Annotated in this window: 10 protein-coding genes and 3 pseudogenes; 5 read left to right on the top strand and 8 right to left on the bottom strand. The window is 63.3% G+C overall.

Translation table 11 applies throughout. The annotated features are described in order from the left end of the window. Positions 1-308 precede the first annotated feature (308 nt). The gene (locus tag ACODSK_RS25900) at positions 309-4,274 is read left to right on the top strand and encodes an RCC1 domain-containing protein (RefSeq protein ID WP_489019967.1); all 3,966 of its coding nucleotides are present in this window, start codon (positions 309-311) and stop codon (positions 4,272-4,274) included. Positions 4,275-4,335: 61 nt separating this feature from the next. Here the strand turns inward: ACODSK_RS25900 and ACODSK_RS25895 are convergent, their stop codons facing one another. From ACODSK_RS25895 to ACODSK_RS25880, 4 genes and pseudogenes are all read right to left on the bottom strand, one after another. Beyond that, positions 4,336-5,064, bottom strand: a complete 729-nt coding sequence (locus tag ACODSK_RS25895) for a methyl-accepting chemotaxis protein (protein ID WP_489019969.1) — start codon at positions 5,062-5,064, stop codon at positions 4,336-4,338. Positions 5,065-5,202: 138 nt separating this feature from the next. Beyond that, positions 5,203-6,228, bottom strand: a pseudogene (locus tag ACODSK_RS25890) (cache domain-containing protein); the annotation flags it as partial. Between the two features lie 295 nt (positions 6,229-6,523). Then, positions 6,524-6,826, bottom strand: coding sequence for a cell division protein ZapA (locus ACODSK_RS25885; RefSeq protein WP_489019965.1), 303 nt, complete (start codon positions 6,824-6,826; stop codon positions 6,524-6,526). Continuing rightward, positions 6,823-7,050 carry a hypothetical protein gene (locus ACODSK_RS25880; protein ID WP_489019963.1) on the bottom strand — a complete coding sequence of 76 codons (228 nt, stop codon included), beginning with the start codon at positions 7,048-7,050 and terminating at the stop codon, positions 6,823-6,825. Before ACODSK_RS25880 ends, ACODSK_RS25885 begins: the two co-directional genes overlap by 4 nt. 237 nt (positions 7,051-7,287) lie before the next feature. Between ACODSK_RS25880 and ACODSK_RS25875 the strand changes: the two are divergent. From ACODSK_RS25875 to ACODSK_RS25865, 3 genes and pseudogenes are all read left to right on the top strand, one after another. Next, positions 7,288-7,815 (top strand): annotated as a pseudogene (locus ACODSK_RS25875) (MCP four helix bundle domain-containing protein); the annotation flags it as partial. Positions 7,816-7,830: 15 nt separating this feature from the next. After that, positions 7,831-8,946, top strand: a pseudogene (locus tag ACODSK_RS25870) (methyl-accepting chemotaxis protein); the annotation flags it as partial. 386 nt (positions 8,947-9,332) lie between these two features. Next, entirely contained in the window at positions 9,333-10,178 is an 846-nt protein-coding gene (locus ACODSK_RS25865; protein ID WP_489019962.1) for a hypothetical protein, read from the top strand. 3 nt (positions 10,179-10,181) lie between these two features. Here the strand turns inward: ACODSK_RS25865 and gbcB are convergent, their stop codons facing one another. Then, entirely contained in the window at positions 10,182-11,285 is a 1,104-nt protein-coding gene (gene gbcB / locus ACODSK_RS25860) for a glycine-betaine demethylase subunit GbcB (protein WP_489019960.1), read from the bottom strand. A gap of 283 nt (positions 11,286-11,568) precedes the next feature. Here gbcB and gbcA point away from each other — a divergent pair, with 283 nt between their 5' ends. Next, entirely contained in the window at positions 11,569-12,858 is a 1,290-nt protein-coding gene (gene gbcA, locus ACODSK_RS25855) for a glycine-betaine demethylase subunit GbcA (RefSeq protein WP_489019958.1), read from the top strand. A gap of 77 nt (positions 12,859-12,935) precedes the next feature. On the opposite strand, the gene ACODSK_RS25850 is transcribed toward gbcA, so the two are convergent. The 3 genes from ACODSK_RS25850 to etfB all read right to left on the bottom strand — a co-directional run bounded on the left by ACODSK_RS25850 (position 12,936) and on the right by etfB (position 16,435). Further along, positions 12,936-14,000, bottom strand: coding sequence for an RHS repeat-associated core domain-containing protein (locus ACODSK_RS25850; protein ID WP_489019956.1), 1,065 nt, complete (start codon positions 13,998-14,000; stop codon positions 12,936-12,938). 45 nt (positions 14,001-14,045) lie between these two features. Next, a complete protein-coding gene (locus ACODSK_RS25845; protein ID WP_489019955.1) occupies positions 14,046-14,954 on the bottom strand; it encodes an RHS repeat-associated core domain-containing protein in 909 nt (302 codons plus the stop codon). A gap of 710 nt (positions 14,955-15,664) precedes the next feature. Beyond that, on the bottom strand, positions 15,665-16,435 hold the full coding sequence (gene etfB, locus ACODSK_RS25840) for an electron transfer flavoprotein subunit beta (protein WP_489019954.1): 771 nt from the start codon (positions 16,433-16,435) through the stop codon (positions 15,665-15,667). Positions 16,436-16,440 lie beyond the last annotated feature (5 nt).

The following is a 16,440-nucleotide window of genomic DNA, read 5'->3' as shown; positions in this document are numbered from 1 at the left end:
AGCCGCTCCCACAAGGTCCGTGTTGTACCTGATAGAGATGTGTAGATACCCATGCGACGATGAGGCCAGCAGTCACAACATCAATCTGCTTGCCTGCCACCATAGAATCCGAACCACAGCGATAGCAGCATCGGCATCCCCGACGAACGGCCTGTCCAGGCGCTGCCTGCAAGTACCTGATTCTTCTGCATACCCCCCAGCCAGGCGGCATGTACCTGATATTTCTGTCAGTTGCGCCGCCTCGCTTGCGCGCTCTTCAATCGGTCTACCGACATCCCCTACGGACTGGACATGTCCTGGAGACCGCCATGACCCACAACGAAGACGCCTCGGAAATCCTGATGCTCGACCCCGTCGAGATCCCCGGCATTATCCGCCCTGTACAAACTGAAGGCGCCTACGGAGGGGTCAATCACCACCTGATCAACGTCAACACCTCAGGCCTGGTGATCAGCATTCCCACCTACGTCAACATGCAGGAAAACGACTCGATCGAGGTGTTCTGGGGCGATAGCGGCGTGCCTGTCGCCACTGGCCTGCTGCCACCGACGAACATCGGCCGGCCCTTCGCCATGTTCGTCCGCGCCAACCGCGTTCCGGAAGGCGTCCATGACCTGCACTACAGCGTCACCCGGGCCGGAAGCGGCAACAGCGAAGAGTCCACGCCCCTCGGCATTCTGGTGCGCACCCTGTTCCCCGGCGGTACCGACCCCGAGCCCGACGCCCCTGGCCACCAGAACCTGCTGCCGCCAGAGCCCGAGTTGCCACCGAGCGGCATCATCGACGAGGAAGCGGCAAAAAACGGCGTAAAGGTGACCGTCCCCGGTTACCCCAACATGCGCGTGTTCGACACCATCACCCTGAGCTGGGGCGGCGAACAGCTCAATCACGAAGTGACCCAGGCGGAGGTCGATGCGGCGTCGGTGGAGTTCCTGGTGACCGAGGCGACCATCCTCGCCGCCGGCGACAGCGACGAACTGGTGCTGGTCTACAGGGTGGTGGACGAGGTTCACAACCAGTCCAGTGAATGGTCGATGCGTACCTACCTCATCGTCGAGGTAGGCGAGGGGCTGTTCGAAGCACCAGTCATCGTCAACCCCGACCCTGCAGCGGTACCGCCGGACCTGATCGACCTCGACCTGCTGGGCGATGATGACCTGATGGTCGAAGTCTACGCCGAACGCTCGGGTGAACTGCTGGTGGGCGATGTCGTGGCCTTGAAGTGGGTCGGCACCACCGCCCAGGGCCTGCCCATTACCGTCGAACCCGAAGAACAGACGGTATCGCGGGTGCCATCACGCCTGGACTTCATCATTCCCAATGCTGACGTAAAAGAATTGGGTCTCGGCCGTGCCGTCGCCTCGTACACCGTGAGCCGCGCCGGCAGCCCCATCGGCGTCTCCAAGCGCAGCTTCGCCACCTTCCTCGGCGTCGAGCAGCGCTTGCCCAAACCCGAGGTCAGCGACGCCGTCGGCGACACCCTCGATCCCGCCCTGGCCACCACCACGGTAATCATCCCGGGAGACGCTCTCGAGGCCGGCGACACCGTGTACCTCACCTGGCTGGGCACCCTCGCCAACGGCACCCCGTTGCTGAAGGAAGATCAACGTGGCGTCAGTGGTGGTGGCGCAGGACAGCCCATGCTGTTCGAGATCGATGGCGCGTTCATCGCACCGCTGGACGGTGGCAGGGTCAGGGTCTACTACCGGTTGCACAAGGACAGCAGCGGTACCGAGCTCGAATCCGATCATCTGCTCTTGCAGGTGGGAGAGGCCGGCTTCGAGCTGCCGGCACCACGAACCCTCCCGCCCGCAGTCGATGGCGTACTCGATCCCGACGATCTGCTGGAGCAACTGGAAATCGTCATACCGCACTGGCCCGACATGCACGAAGACCAGACCGTGCACCTGCTGTGGAATGCCGCCGATGGCCCGGACCATGACGACTACATGCCGATCAGCGAACCGATGGTCGGCTACGACGTACTCTTCAGCATGAACCGCACGCTGGTCGAAGCGAACCGGGGCCAGGACATTGCGCTGTCCTACTGGGTCGAAAGCCCGGGTGAAGCCAATCGCTATTCCGACAGCGCGCGGTTCAGCATCGGTGCCCGTGAACAACCGGTGCCACTGCCACTGCCGACCATCCTCCAAGCCAACGGTGCGCAAATCGACCCGCAGGACGTCCTCGATGGCGCCACCGTATCGATCGATGCCAGCGCGCAGTTCGCCGACAACGACGAGGTGATCGTCGAGGTGATCGGCAACGGCCAGGGCGGCAGCACCCGCATCACCCACAAGGTGCCCGTCGGCGATGGCGGTGAAGCGGTCACGCTGACCATCCCCTACGAGATCATCGAGGCCAACGAAGGCACCACCTTCGACCTGCGCTACGAAATCCAGCGGGCCGACGGCGGACCGGACGAGACTTCCGACGCGGTCACCTACTCGGTGGTGCGCGAAGTGGTGCCCCTGCCGCTGCCGGAAATCCTCGAGGCCAACGGCAATCAACTTGATCCGGACGATGTACTCGCAGGCGCCACCGTCAGCATCGCGGCCGAAGCGCAGTTCGAGGAGCATGACAAGGTGGTGGTGCGGGTCATCGGCAGTGCGGAAGGCGGCAGTACCAGCGTCACCCACTGGATCGACACCGGCGAGGGCGGGAATGCGGTCACAGTCACCCTGCCCTACGAGGTGATCAAGGCCAACGAAGCGGCCAGCTTCACCCTGAGCTACAACATCACCCGCGCGGCTGGCGGGCCGATCGAGCAATCGGACAGCGTGACCTACTTCGTTATCTCCCAAGTCGACGACGGGCCGCTGCGGGTGATGGGTGCGCGCTTCGCGGCCAACTACCATCGCGCGATCGCAGCACCACGGATGCTCAGTGCCATCAGCGAGCAGACGGAACTGCCAATGCGCGCGGAATGGCGCTACGAAGGCGAGACGGAGTGGACTGTGGCGACTCAGTGGCTCGATGACAAACCTTCGCTGAAGCTCTATGTGCGCAGTCGCAGCGAGACCTGGGAATGCCGGCCGGCGAATGTGTTCGGTAACGGTGGGACCGATGGCTATGGTACCCGCGCAGCCTTTGCCGTAATGCGCGACGAGGTGGTGCCGGGCAACGGCAAGGTCGACGTGGTGGCCTGGGGCTATGGAGAATGGGGCGGAACGCTGAATGACGCCATCAAGGGCACAGATGCCGTCGTGGAACTTTCCGCGAGCGGCTCCGCTTACGCAGCCCGCCTGCGTAACGGCAGTATCGTCTGCTGGGGCAACCAGCATTACGGTGGTATCCCCACTTCAATCGCCGGGGATTTTATCGAGATCAAAGATTCCGCCTCATGTTTCGTGGCACGCAAGCGCGCCGGTGCGCTGCAGGGCTGGGGGACGAACGTGCACATGGTGCCGGTTCCACCAAGGGTCCTGCAGTACACGGACTACGTATCGCTTCATGGTGGGACCAGCGCCATGGCCGCCTTGCGAGCCAGCGGGCATGTGGTGGCTTGGGGGCACTTCGATTATGGGGGGACATTGCGTCCCGGACAGGATCAGTACAACGACATCAAACAGATCGCCAGCAGTACCCGCGCATTCGCCGCACTGCGGGTAACTGGCAACGCTAGACAGGTGATTGCCTGGGGACGTTCCGACGCTGGAGGACTGGTGCCCACGGAGGTCGCCAATCTGACCAATGTGCTGAGGATCGACGCCAGTACCCACAATTGCTTCTGCATCCTGCTGGAAACGGGCCAGGTAAAGGTCTGGCCCAATACCGGTGCCGGTGGTTTGCTGCCAAAGGAAGTCGCAGACTTGCGCAATGTCGTGGAGGTCACCGCCACCGATCAAGCGTTCTGCGCGCGGCTGAGCAACGGTAAAGTCATGGCTTGGGGTGAACCGGCGCATGGCGGAAAATTGACCCCGGAGGTCGAGGCCAAGTCGAATATTGTCCAGGTTACCGGCAACAGGTCGGCATTCGCGGCCCTTTGCAGCGATGGCTCTGTAGTCGCTTGGGGTGAACCCTCCATTGGAGGGGATACAGCGCCCGTCGCCAGCCAGCTATACAACGTTCGGGCTATCTACAAAAACATCTATGCCTTCACCGCCCTGACCAGTGATGGTCGGGTAGTCACATGGGGCTCTGGTCCGCATGGCGGCAACAGCAGCACCGTCCAGCAGCAACTGACCGGCAGGGTCACCCAAGGCCGCCGCCTTACCGCAGCTGAGGCCGCCCAGGTGGCTGGCACTGAACTGATTGACAACAACGCGACCTGAGATCCTTCGCCAACAGGGCTCGGCTGACCGCCAACGGTCAGCCGAGCCCCCGCCCGCCCCATTACAACCGGAACCCACCCATCTGCCGCGCCAGATCATCCGCCAGCCGCTGCAACGCCTCGCAATCCTTCCTGCATCCTTCCACTTCCGCCGCCGTCTGCCGGGCCAGATCGGAAATACCCTGCACATTGCGGTTGATCTCTTCGGTCACCGCCGACTGCTCCTCGGTCGCGGTCGCCACCTGCAGGTTCATGTCGCTGATGCGCTCGACCTGGCCGGTGATGGTGGTCAGGGATTCGCCGGTCAGCTGACTCGACTCCACTCCGGTACCGGTCGCCGATTGCCCGGCGTGCATCGAATCCACCGCCACCCCGGTGCCTTGCTTGAGGCGCTGGATCATCTGCTGGATCTCGCCGGTGGACACCTGGGTGCGCTGCGCCAGGGTACGCACTTCATCCGCCACCACGGCAAAGCCACGGCCCATCTCACCGGCCCGCGCGGCCTCGATCGCCGCGTTCAGCGCCAGCAGGTTGGTCTGCTCGGAAATGCTGCGGATCACCGACAGCACCTTGTCGATGGACGCCACTTCCTCGGCCAGCTGGCTGACCGCCGCCGCCGCAGTACCGATCTCGCCGGACATGCCTTCGATATGGCTGATCGAACGCTGCACCACCTGCCGCGCCTCCAGGGCTTCATCCCGCGCAGTCTGCGAGGCATGCGCCGCTTCGCCGGCGTTCTGCGCAATTTCCTGCACGGTCAGGCCCATTTCGTGGACGGCGGTGGCGACCATCTCGGTCATTTCCTGCTGCCGCCCGGAGCGCTCGGCGGTGCTGACCACCACCTTGATCACCTGGTTGACCTCCTTGCCCAGTTGCTGGCTGGTGCGCAGGACTTCGCCGATCAACCGGCGCTGGCCATCGAGGAAGCGGTTGAAACCACGGGCCAGATCGCCCAGTTCGTCGCGGCGGCTTTCGTCGAGGCGATGGCTCAGGTCACCGCCACCGTCGCCGATCGCGCCGAGGGCCGCCGTAACCTGGCGCAGCGGCCGCACGATGCCCCGCGCCAGCCACACCACCAGCAGCAATGACAGCAGGGCCACGGCGGCGCCGGTCAGGCTGGTCAGCCAGACGGTGTCGCGGACCTGAGCATAGATCTGCGCTTCCGGCACCTCGGCCACCAGGCGCCATTTCACGTCACGCAGCGGCAGGCTGAGGGCCAGCCAGGTTTCGCCGTCGCGCTCGAAGCGCACGTTCTCGAAACCGTCGTGATTGAGCAGGATGGTCTGCGCCGCCGCTTCGCCGATCTGCTCGGCCAACTGGCGCTTGCCGCCGTGTTCGGTCTGCGGATGGACCTGGATCAGGCCATCGTTGCGCACCAGCATCACCCGCCCGCGCTCGCCGAAGCTGAAGTTGTGGATCAGCTCGGACATCTCGGCCATGCGCAGGCCCAGGCCGCCGACGCCCACCAGCTTGCCGTCCTTCTCCACCCGGTAGTCGATGAACAGCGCCAGCTCGCCGGTGCTGGTGTCGGTATCGATGTTGAGCATGCGCGGGTCGCCACTGTCGACGAAGCCGTAGAACCACTTGTCCACCGGGTTGCTGCGGCTCAGGGTACGGTCCAGGCCTTTCTCGTTGTAGTAGTGGTTGGTCAGGGTCGAGGCATACACCGAGGTGAAGGCCTTGTTCTGTTCGCGCATGGCTTCCAGGTATTCGACGATGGCCGGGGCCTGGGCCGGGTCTTCGCCGGCGGCCAGCCAGTCGCGCAGCATCGGGTTGCGGGCGATGTCGGCGGCGGCGGTCAGCGGCCGGGTGAGCATGCGCTCGATGTCGTTACGAATCGCCTCAATGCTGGCCGGCAGCGCCGTATTCACCAGGTAACGCTCGGTGAGGCGATTGACCGCCACGGTATAGATGCCGACCACGATCAGAATGCTCACCAACAGGGCTGCGCCCATGCTCGCGATCAATTGCCATTGGATACTGCGCCGCCAGAAGTGCATGGGTGTTCCTCGGAGAAATAAAAACCTGTACTGCAAAGGACAGGCCAATTGTATACATCATTGGTATACGATATTTCCAGCCGGGCACGACAATATCCCTGACAAAAAGTGTGGTCAGGAGAAAAAGCAGAAAAGGAAGGCGTTACGCGGACCCTGTAGGAGCGGCTGTTAGCCGCGATGACGTTGGTGAATTCACCACCGCAATCGCGGCTGAAGCCGCTCCCACAGGGAACTGCTGAATCAGTGGAAATCAGGCGTTATCGATCGCCTGGCTGATCGCTTCGACCGTGGCGCTGACTTGCTCTTGATAACGGTCGAGGGTTTGCTGGTGCGCCTGCTGCAGCGCGATCTGCTGCGAACAGAGGTTCAGGGCCGCCAGGACCAGCAATTTGTCGCCAATCAGCGACGGATAGCTGCGCTTGGTGTCGGCCAGGGATGCCTTGAGCATCCGCACCGCATCGGCAAGTACCTGCTCCTGGCCCGCCGGGGCCTTGATCGAGTAGTCGTTGCCCATGATCGAGACGACATTGATCGTCTTCGCGTCCTGGCTCATGCGCTAACGGTACCGCTGGCGCGTTCGATCAGGGCCTGGATACGGGCGTTGGTACCGGCGTACTTCTCTTCCTGTTCCATCAGGCTCAGTTGCAGGCTTTCGTTCTCGTCCTTGGCTTGCGCCAGCTCGCCGTCCAGTTGTGCATTGCGCTCGGCCAGTTGCTGGTTTTTCTGCAGCAGTTCGCCGACCAGTTGTTCCAGTTGACTCAGGGTGTTGTCCAACATGATTTGCCTTCTCGAGGGGGTTGTTGCGGGGGGCGCACACGATAAAGAAAACTCGCAGGCCCCGCCAGAGATATCGGGATTAGAGCCCCGGGTTGGTGCAGATTGACCTGATATGGGTCATCTTGTTCCCGCATTTGGTCGGGTAAAGCCGATGGAAGGCACAGCATTTTTGTCGGACAAACCCTCAAGTCCGACTGCCGTCTGACGACATTAATTGAAACAAACAGTCCCTGGCGCATGGATCGCGTCTCTTTGATTCGGATCCGAACCATGTCCCTACGCAACATGAATATCGCCCCGCGCGCGCTGCTGGGGTTTGCCCTGATCGGTGCGCTGATGCTGGCGCTGGGCATCTTCTCCCTGACCCAGATGAGCAAGATCCGCGAGGCCGGCGAAGACATCGAGCAGGTCACGGTGCCCAGCATCAAGGCCCTCGACCAGATCAACCTGCTGACCCTGCGCCTGCGCACCCTGTCCTATCGCCTGATGATCAACCGCGAAGCCGACGTGGTGCAGAACACCTACAGCCAGCTGAACGAGCGCAACGCGCAGATCGACGCTGCGCGCAAGGTCTACGAGCCGCTGATCGCCAGTGACGAAGAGAAGGCGGTGTACAACCAGTTCGTCCAGGTGCTCGGCCAGTACCGCCAGCTCGAATCGCGCCTGGTGCAGTTCTCCCAGGCCAATGACCTGCCGGCCATCCGCGAGATGATCAACCGCGACCTGCTGCAGACCATGGAACAGACCACCGCAGCGCTGGACAAGCTGGTGAAGATCAACACCGAGCAGACCCGCGACATCAACCTGGCGGCTGCCGATCAATATTCCACCGCCTTCACCCTGGTCATCGCCCTGCTGGTCGCGGCCACGGTGCTCACCTTCCTTTGCGCCATCGTCCTGACCCGCAGCATCGTCAAGCCGATCGACGAGGTGCTGGGCGTGGCCGAGCAGATCGCCGTCGGCAACCTGACCCACAGCATCCGCCCGGAGGGCAGCGACGAAGCCGCTCGCCTGCAACAGGCCATGGCCAAGATGCAGGAGCAGTTGCGCGACACCCTGCAGCAGATTTCCGGCTCCGCCACCCAGTTGGCCTCGGCGGCCGAAGAGCTGAACAGCGTCACCGAGGAAAGCGCCCGCGGCCTGCAGCAGCAGAACAACGAGATCGAGCAGGCGGCCACTGCGGTCACCGAGATGACCAGCGCGGTCGAGGAAGTGGCGCGCAACGCGGTGAGTACCTCCGAGGCCTCCGCCGAAGCCACCCGCTCGGCCACCGACGGCCGCGACCTGGTGCTGGAGACCGTCAGTGCCATCGAGCGCATGAGCAACGATGTGCAGAGCACCTCGGTGCTGGTCGGCAACCTGGCCGAACAGTCCCGTGATATCGGCAAGGTGCTGGACGTGATCCGCGGCCTGGCCGACCAGACCAACCTGCTCGCCCTCAACGCCGCCATCGAAGCGGCCCGGGCCGGCGAGGCGGGCCGTGGTTTCGCCGTGGTGGCCGATGAAGTACGGGCGCTGGCGCACCGTACCCAGCAGTCCACCGCGGAAATCGAGCGCATGGTCAACAGCATCCAGGGCGGTACCGAACAGGCGGTCAGCTCGATGCGCAACAGCACCGAGCGCGCCGAATCGACCCTGAACATCGCCCGTGGCGCCGGCAGTGCGCTGGACACCATCACCGGCGCGGTGGCGCAGATCAACGAACGCAACCTGGTGATCGCCAGCGCCGCCGAGGAACAGGCCCAGGTGGCCCGTGAAGTGGACCGCAACCTGGTCAACATCAACGACCTGTCGGTGCAATCGGCCACCGGTGCGCACCAGACCAGCGCGGCCAGTGCCGAACTGTCGCGCCTGGCGGTGGACCTGAACAGCCTGGTGGGGCGCTTCAGGGTCTGAGACCGGGCCTCATCGCTGCATAGGTATCTACCTATTTTTTCGGACTGATCTGTCGAGGCTGATGGCCTCATCGCCGGCAACGCCGGCTCCCACAAGGTTCAGCGGTACACGCGATACCTGTGGGAGCTGGCATTGCCAGCGATGGCGGCCTCAATATCGACAGCGACATCAGGAATTCCCCACAAACCTGAGCGCCCACCAGCTTCTACCTACATGGCTCGGGCCCCATTCCTACAAATCCCGCCATTTCCCCCGCGAAACCGGCAATAACGCCCTGATCCCCGCCTGTTTCCCCCGCACGTTTTGAATCATTTCCCCCCGGCAAAGAGCTTTCCCTTGCCCTACCCTCGCGCCCTCGAAAACGCCCCGAGAACGCCGAACCCGCCATGCGTGATCAACCCCGCCAGCCCACCGCCTTCTGGTTCACCAGCAACTTCCTGCCCGCCCCGCTGGCAATTGGCTTCCTCGGGCCACTGCAAGGCCTGACCTTCCTGCAATCGCTGCTGGCGATCTTCCCCGCCGTGCTGCTCGCCAGCCTGCTGCCCGCGTTGCTTCGCTCGGCGCCTGCCAGCAGGCTGACCCTGCCAATCGCCGTGCTGATCCATGTGCTGCACCTGGATGTCCTGGGTCGGGTGGCAATCCATCTGTTGCCCGGGACGGCACTGAACTGGCAGGTCATGGCACTGCTGCTCGCCGCCCTGCTGGCTCTGGTCGGTCCGCCCCTGCTGCATCGCCTGCAAGCGCTGCTCGCGCCTGTGCTGGCGATTGCCTTCGGCCTGCTGACGCTGGGCGCGTGGTGGTCGCTGGAGATGGATACGGCACAACGCCAGTTGAGCTTTTCCTGGTCGGCGTTCGGCCTGCTCGCGCTGCTCGCGGCGCTCTGGCAGATCGGCCTGACACCCCTGGCCGGCAGAAGCGGGGCGAGCTACACCGGCATCACCCTGCCGGCGCTGTGGCTGATGTCGCTGGGAGCATTGATGGCGTCGGCCATTCCGGCCGTGGACAGCGTGGTCAGCCTGCGGCTGTTGGGAGAGCGCTTCTTCTTTGGACTGGGAACCCTGGCGGTTGCGCTGTTCACCCTGGCCATGGTCGGCGCCATGGCCGTGCATTGCCATGCCCAGTTGCTCGCGGCGTCCGGCGCACCGCTGAAAAACAAAACCCGCCTGCTGACGCTGGCGGGTTTCATGCTGCTGGTAGTGCTGTGCAACAGTCAGCGCATCGCGCTGTACTGAACTTCAATACTCGATCCGCACATCCCCCTTCGGCACGCTGCAGCACGACAGGATGTAACCCTCGGCAACGTCCTCGTCGGTGATCCCGCCGTTGTGCTCCATCTCCACCTCGCCGCCCAGCTTGAGCACCTTGCAGGTACCGCAGATACCCATGCCGCAGGCCTTGGGAATCATCAGGCCGACCTTCGCCGCAGCAGCATGCACGGTCTCGCCGGGAGCGATGCGGCTGCTCTTGCCGGTGGCGGTGAACTCCACCAGGTGCAGGTCGCTGGGGCTGATCTCTTCCGCCGCTTCCGCCGCCTGCTCGGCATGCTCCACCGCGTCAGCCTTGGCCTCCGGCGGCGTCGCGCCGAACGACTCCTCGTGATAACGGCTCATGTCGTAGCCGGCCGCTTCGAGCAGGCGCTTGACCGCAGTCATGTAGGGGGTCGGGCCGCAGCAGAAGATTTCCCGCTCCATGAAGTCCGGGGCCATCAGCTCCAGCAGCTTGTGGTTGAGGTAGCCGCGATAGCCGGCCCAGGGCTCGCCGAGGCCATGCTTCTCGCAAATGATGTGCAGGCTGAAGTTGGGGATCCGCGAGGCCATGTGCTCCAGCTCGCGGTGGTAGATGATGTCCTTCGGCGAACGCGCGCTGTGCACGAAGACCATGTCGACATTGCCGTTGGTGTCGTAGAACCAGCGGGCCATGGACATCACCGGGGTAATGCCGACGCCGCCGCTGAGGTACAGGACCTTGGGGCTGGGGAAGTCGATGGCGTTGAACAGCCCGACCGGCCCGTGCACTGCCAGCTCCTGGCCTTCGTGCAGGGTGTCGTGCAGATAGTTGGAGACCTTGCCGCCCGGCACGCGCTTGATCGTCACCGAGAAGCTGTAGGGCACCGACGGCGCGCTGGAAATGGTGTACGAACGCATCACCGGCTGGCCTTCGATCTCCAGCTCCAGGGTGACGAACTGGCCCGGCTTGAAGAAGAACATGATCGGCTGGTCGGCCATGAAGCAGAAGGTGCGCACGTCCCAGGTTTCCTGGATGACCTTGACGCAACGCACGATATGGCGGCCGTTGGCCCAGGTCTGGGTGCTTACCGGATTGAGAAAGGTGTTGGACATGTTCTTTTTCTCCACGGCCGACGGCGGCCTCATGGCGACGATAATGCGCAAGCCGTGGGCGCCGCACTTACCCATTCACGACATCGGCGTGCTTATCGCGACCAGCCCCTGACGGCAAGGGCTGGCGCGTCGGAAACGGATTAGATCATGTCGCCCATGGATATGGTTCGCGTCGCCGGCAATCGCACACTCCGTCGCAAATGATCCCTGCAGAAATGCCTTGCGTCGCATAACAACGATTAGCCACTTTCGCCGGCCGCCAGAGGCCATGAGGAAACGCACGATGGACACCACTACCCTGAGCCTGGGCGACCCGCTCGAACCCGCACGCAAGGCCACCGCCGAGATGCTGCAGAACCGCGAGCGCACCTTCTCGCTGCCGCAGCCGTTCTACACCGATGAACGTCTGTTCCAGATCGACATGGAAGAAATCTTCCACAAGGAATGGCTGATCGCCGGCATGACCTGCGAGATCCCGGCCAAGGGCAACTTCCTCACCCTGGAGATCGGCAAGAACCCGATCATGGTGGTGCGCGGGGCCGAGGGCCAGGTGCATGCCTTCCACAACGTCTGCCGTCACCGTGGTTCACGCCTGTGCACCAGCGACAAGGGCAAGGTGGCCAAGCTGGTCTGCCCGTACCACCAGTGGACCTACGAGCTGGACGGCCGCCTGCTGTTCGCCGGCACCGAGATGGGCGCCGACTTCGACATGAAGCAGTACGGCCTCAAGCCGGTGCACGTGAAGGTCGCCGGCGGCTACATCTTCATCAGCCTGGCGCAGAATCCGCCGGCCATCGACGAGTTCCTCGCCACCCTGGCGCACTACATGGAACCGTACGACATGGAAAACACCAAGGTGGCCGTGCAGACCACCCTGATGGAAAAGGCCAACTGGAAGCTGGTGCTGGAAAACAACCGCGAGTGCTACCACTGCAGCGGTTCGCACCCGGAACTGCTCAACACCCTGCTGGAGTGGGACGACACCAACGATCCGCGGGCGACCCAGTCGTTCAAGGACCATGTGGCCGCCTCCGCCGCTGCCTGGGACGCCGAGAAGATCCCTTACCTGCACAAGAGCCACGGCCTGCGTAACCGCATCGTGCGCATGCCGCTGCTCAAGGGCACCGTGTCCATGACCATGGACGGCAAGCAGGCGTGCTCGAAGCTGATGGGCCGGATCCAGAACCCCGACCTCGGCTCGATGCGCATCCTCCACCTGCCGCACTCGTGGAACCACTGCATGGGCGACCACATGATCGTCTTCACCGTATGGCCGATCAGCGCCCAGGAAACCAAGGTCACCACCAAGTGGCTGGTGCGCAAGGACGCGGTCGAAGGCGTCGACTACGACCCGCAGCGCATGCGTGAAGTGTGGGACGCCACCAACGACCAGGACCGTCGCCTGGCCGAGGAAAACCAGCGCGGCATCAACTCCACCGCCTACCAGCCAGGCCCGTACTCGAAGACCTACGAGTTCGGCGTGGTCAACTTCATCGACTGGTATAGCCAGCGGGTGCTGAACAACCTCGGGGCGGAGCCGGCGCCTTATCTGAAGGATGTTTCGGCGCAGTAAGGGGCTGCAACGAACGAGGTGACGAGGGCGGGCCTGACAGGGATGTCAGGTCCGCTTTTTTGTGCGTGGCATTGTTGTCAGTTCAATCGGCCTCGGTCCCTCAAACTCCTCAATCGCATCTGGTGCGCCATTGTGCGGGGAGGGCTGGACCGCCCTGGGTCTTGGAATACCTGCCCCCATTTACTGCGTGGAGGCAGTGGCGATCCCTGCGAACTCAGTGAGTAGAAGCTGGGTGCACTGGACGCTGAGTGAAAACTGTCCGAGCTGGAGGAGGACGATCTGCGGCCGGAAGCACTGGGACCAAGTGTCGGCGACGAGGATCTGGTCGACGAAGGCGTCGGCGACCGCGCCGTCTGAGCCGCCAGAGCCCGCTGAGTCATCTCCGCGTTCTCGATCTTTTTCCTGCCGTGAAACATTACCCCCATGCTGCGCCATCTGGAGCCGTCCGAGTAGGTCGTTGGCACACCCCAGAGTCCGATCTTGAAGACCGCCGAGGTCATCCCCAGGGCGAGACCCGCTTTCATCACTTCCGACGAGCCAGCCATTGGCTCTTCCTGCATGTTCAAAATCGTCCCCACTCCTCCCAGCACCGCACTTGCCGAGCCAATGCCAGTATTCACCGCATCCAGCCCCCCCGGTGCAGTGGCCATGCCTGGGTTGCTGTCGACAAATTTTTGCACCCGGTTGCTGTGCTTGGCACCCCAGGCCAGGAGCTTGGGAGCGGCGAATGTGAAGAACCCCGCGAACAACCCGAGCCCAGCGGCGGCCAGGCTCAGGGTTTGAAGGAAATCGGGCGCCTGGCCAGTAGGGTCACCAAGGTTGATCGGGTCACCCACGCAATAGCCGTAGGGATTGAGCCCGCCATCCTCGAACGGACTCAAGGTATCCGGGCTGAAAAAATGCATCAGCACCGGGCTGTAGATCCGCCGCCCGTGGCCGAGGTGGTACCAGCCCAGCGGCCGTTCCCTGAGCTGGCCGTTGAAGCCCAGGTGCGACCCGGCGGATTGCTCGCCGCTCTGCACGCCATAGGCGGTGTAGGCCAACGGCTTGACCCGTGCCTCGCCCACCTCCGCCAGAACGCTCTGGCCGGGATTGGTGGCGAGCAGGGTGACGTGGTTCGAGGAAGTCTTCGCGCTACACATACAGATCACCCTATGAAGAGGTTGGAAAACGCCGCTACAAGGCAGTCACCTGGTACTCGACCCCCGGCGTATCTGGTGCAGGCCCACCATCTGCTGGACGCTGGCCCGCTGCTTGCCCCCCTGCCGCAGCGCGCGGAAGTCCGGCGTCGCAGGTATCGACCTCGACAACGAAGCCGGGGCCGAGGCAGGCGACGCGAGTCGGGTCTTGAGGGACAACAAGGGCGGTGCCATCTGGATCGGCGCCGGGGTGCCAGGCCGGGTATCCGGGAGCTCCGTGGCCGAGGCACTGGACGCGCGCCCGGAGCGGGACTCGAGCGCCGCGGCGTTGGACTTTCTTGCCGAAGCGGCTGCGGCGTCTTTTTGTGCCAGGTCCGCCCAACCTTTCTGTTCCGCATTGCGGGTGACCCGAAGGCGCCTGGCGGAACCGATGATCGACACCGCCGTGCCGATCCCGGCGATGTACATCGCTTCCTGGTTGCCCAGTATCCTTTCGACCCCGCCATACGCCCCCACCAATGCGCCCACCCCGCTGAAATAGCTGGCCTTGACCGCTGCGCTGCTCGAATTGGGATTGCGAACAACACCAACTGCCACGCGGAACAGAAAGAAATTGGACAGGATGGTCAGACCCGGCAGGATGTAGCGCGTCATCACCTCTTCCGCCGAACGCCCGGTGGGGTCCACGGCATTGACCGGGTCTCCCGAGCAATAGGCATAGGCGTTGATCCCGCCCCGCCCGAACGGGCTGAGGCCGTCCGGGCTGCGGAACAGCATCAGGATCGGGCTGTAGAAGCGGTGGCCGCCACCCAACGGGTAGCAACCCCAGTGCTCGAGAAACTGGCCATTGAACGCCAGGCGGGTACTGGCACTGCGTGCGCCCCCTGGCCCTGACTGTTCAGGTCCGGCGCTAGCCGCGTCCTGCGGGTCAGGCGATACAAGGAGCGGCTTGGACATGGTGAACCTCGCGAGCAGGTGGTCCTCTGGCCACCTTAACCCCGCAGGCAACCGCCCCACTACTTGGCAGATCTATCAGGTAGCGCTCACACCCTGGTTGCAGTACGTTTTCTGATCAACTCTGCGCAAGCCCCGTAATTGCTGGGCCTGTAGCGCTTGGCAAACATTTTATCCACAAGGCCACCCACAGTAATTGTGGGCAATCCTTGTGGACAACTTGTCGGCCTCGCCTTCACCGCCGGATTCCGCTGATGGTTATTTTTTGACCAATAAAGCCTAAGCCTTTGAATACAAGGCCTCCAGCCACTGACGAACATCTGGTGAACATCTTATCCACACAAAGGCCAACAGACTTTGTGTGCAACTCGAAGGAGCCGGAAAGTAGTTGTGGATAAACCCGTCAAGCCACTGTTGCAGCTGGCTTTTGCGACGCTTTGCGGAGAAATTCAATGCACTTGATCAATAATTGATCAGCACGACCAAGTCATTGTTTTAAAAAGATTTAATAGACGTCGCTACAGCTTATCCACAAAGCCACCAACAAGGATTGTGGGCAACTGTCTGATCAAAGGTTGCTGCAGCCGGGGAAAAGCCGCGGGAAAACCCTGTACGAAATTTGACCAAATGCGCGAAAGCCTTGCAGGGCAAGGCTTTCGGAAGGCAACAAACACTTTATCCACAGAACGGCCAACAGACTCTGTGCACAAGCCTCAGCGCAACACCCCCTCCTCCACCAGCAGCTTGATAATCGCCTCGGCTCCGGCCTGCGGACTGACATCCTTGAGCACCTGCCCGCCACCGCCGCTGGCCTTGGCCGTGGCCGCCTTCATGCGGTCGGCGCCGCTCTTCGCCTTGATCACCTTGAGCCGCTTGGGCCGTGGCTTGGCCGGCAGCAGCTCGGCACTGGCGAACAGTTCGTCGTCGACGATTTCCACCTCGTGGGCCGCCAGCACACCCCGCCGCGCCGGGCCGAAGGCACTCTGCCGCGGCTTGGGTGCGGCGTTATCCACAGAGGCAAGAAACGGCAGGCGCACCTTCAGGCGTCGCCGCTGGCCGCGCGGCAGGGCCTGCAAGACCTGGGCGGTGCCGTTGTCGATGGACTCCACTTCGGCCAGCCCCACCACCAGCGGCCAGCCAAGGCGCTCGGCCAGCAGGTAGGGCAGCATCCCCGAGCCTTCGCCGGTTTCCGCCTGGCTGCCGGTGAGCACCAGTTGCGCGCCAGCATCGCGCAGGTAATCGCCCAGCGGCCCGAGCACATCGGCACCGGCCGGCTGTTCCAGCACCTCCAGGCGGGCCAGGCCCATGCCCAGGTAGGCACGCAGGGCTTCCTCGTGCGGGTCGCCGGCATGCAGCACCTGCAGGCCGTCGCCGGCCAGCTGCAGGCCCAGTTCCACCGCGCGGGCGTCCTGTTCGGCCCGGCGGCTGCGCCCCGAAGTGGGGTGGGCGCCGACCGAAACCAGGCTGATGACCTTCGTGTTCATAACCG

It is taken from the genome of Pseudomonas sp. FG98 (assembly GCF_057808595.1).
Note: the sequence above shows the minus strand (reverse complement) of the source record. Positions and strands in the feature narration are given on the sequence as shown.

What these genes read in the sequence shown, in the direction of transcription:
- gbcA (WP_489019958.1), top strand. Translation starts at nt 11,569, where the DNA reads ATGGACACCACTACCCTGAGCCTGGGCGACCCGCTCGAACCCGCACGC.
- gbcB (WP_489019960.1), bottom strand. Translation starts at nt 11,285, where the DNA reads ATGTCCAACACCTTTCTCAATCCGGTAAGCACCCAGACCTGGGCCAAC.
- ACODSK_RS25865 (WP_489019962.1), top strand. Translation starts at nt 9,333, where the DNA reads ATGCGTGATCAACCCCGCCAGCCCACCGCCTTCTGGTTCACCAGCAAC.
- ACODSK_RS25900 (WP_489019967.1), top strand. Translation starts at nt 309, where the DNA reads ATGACCCACAACGAAGACGCCTCGGAAATCCTGATGCTCGACCCCGTC.
- ACODSK_RS25895 (WP_489019969.1), bottom strand. Translation starts at nt 5,064, where the DNA reads ATGGTCGCCACCGCCGTCCACGAAATGGGCCTGACCGTGCAGGAAATT.
- ACODSK_RS25880 (WP_489019963.1), bottom strand. Translation starts at nt 7,050, where the DNA reads ATGTTGGACAACACCCTGAGTCAACTGGAACAACTGGTCGGCGAACTG.
- ACODSK_RS25850 (WP_489019956.1), bottom strand. Translation starts at nt 14,000, where the DNA reads ATGTGTAGCGCGAAGACTTCCTCGAACCACGTCACCCTGCTCGCCACC.
- ACODSK_RS25845 (WP_489019955.1), bottom strand. Translation starts at nt 14,954, where the DNA reads ATGTCCAAGCCGCTCCTTGTATCGCCTGACCCGCAGGACGCGGCTAGC.
- ACODSK_RS25885 (WP_489019965.1), bottom strand. Translation starts at nt 6,826, where the DNA reads ATGAGCCAGGACGCGAAGACGATCAATGTCGTCTCGATCATGGGCAAC.
- etfB (WP_489019954.1), bottom strand. Translation starts at nt 16,435, where the DNA reads ATGAACACGAAGGTCATCAGCCTGGTTTCGGTCGGCGCCCACCCCACT.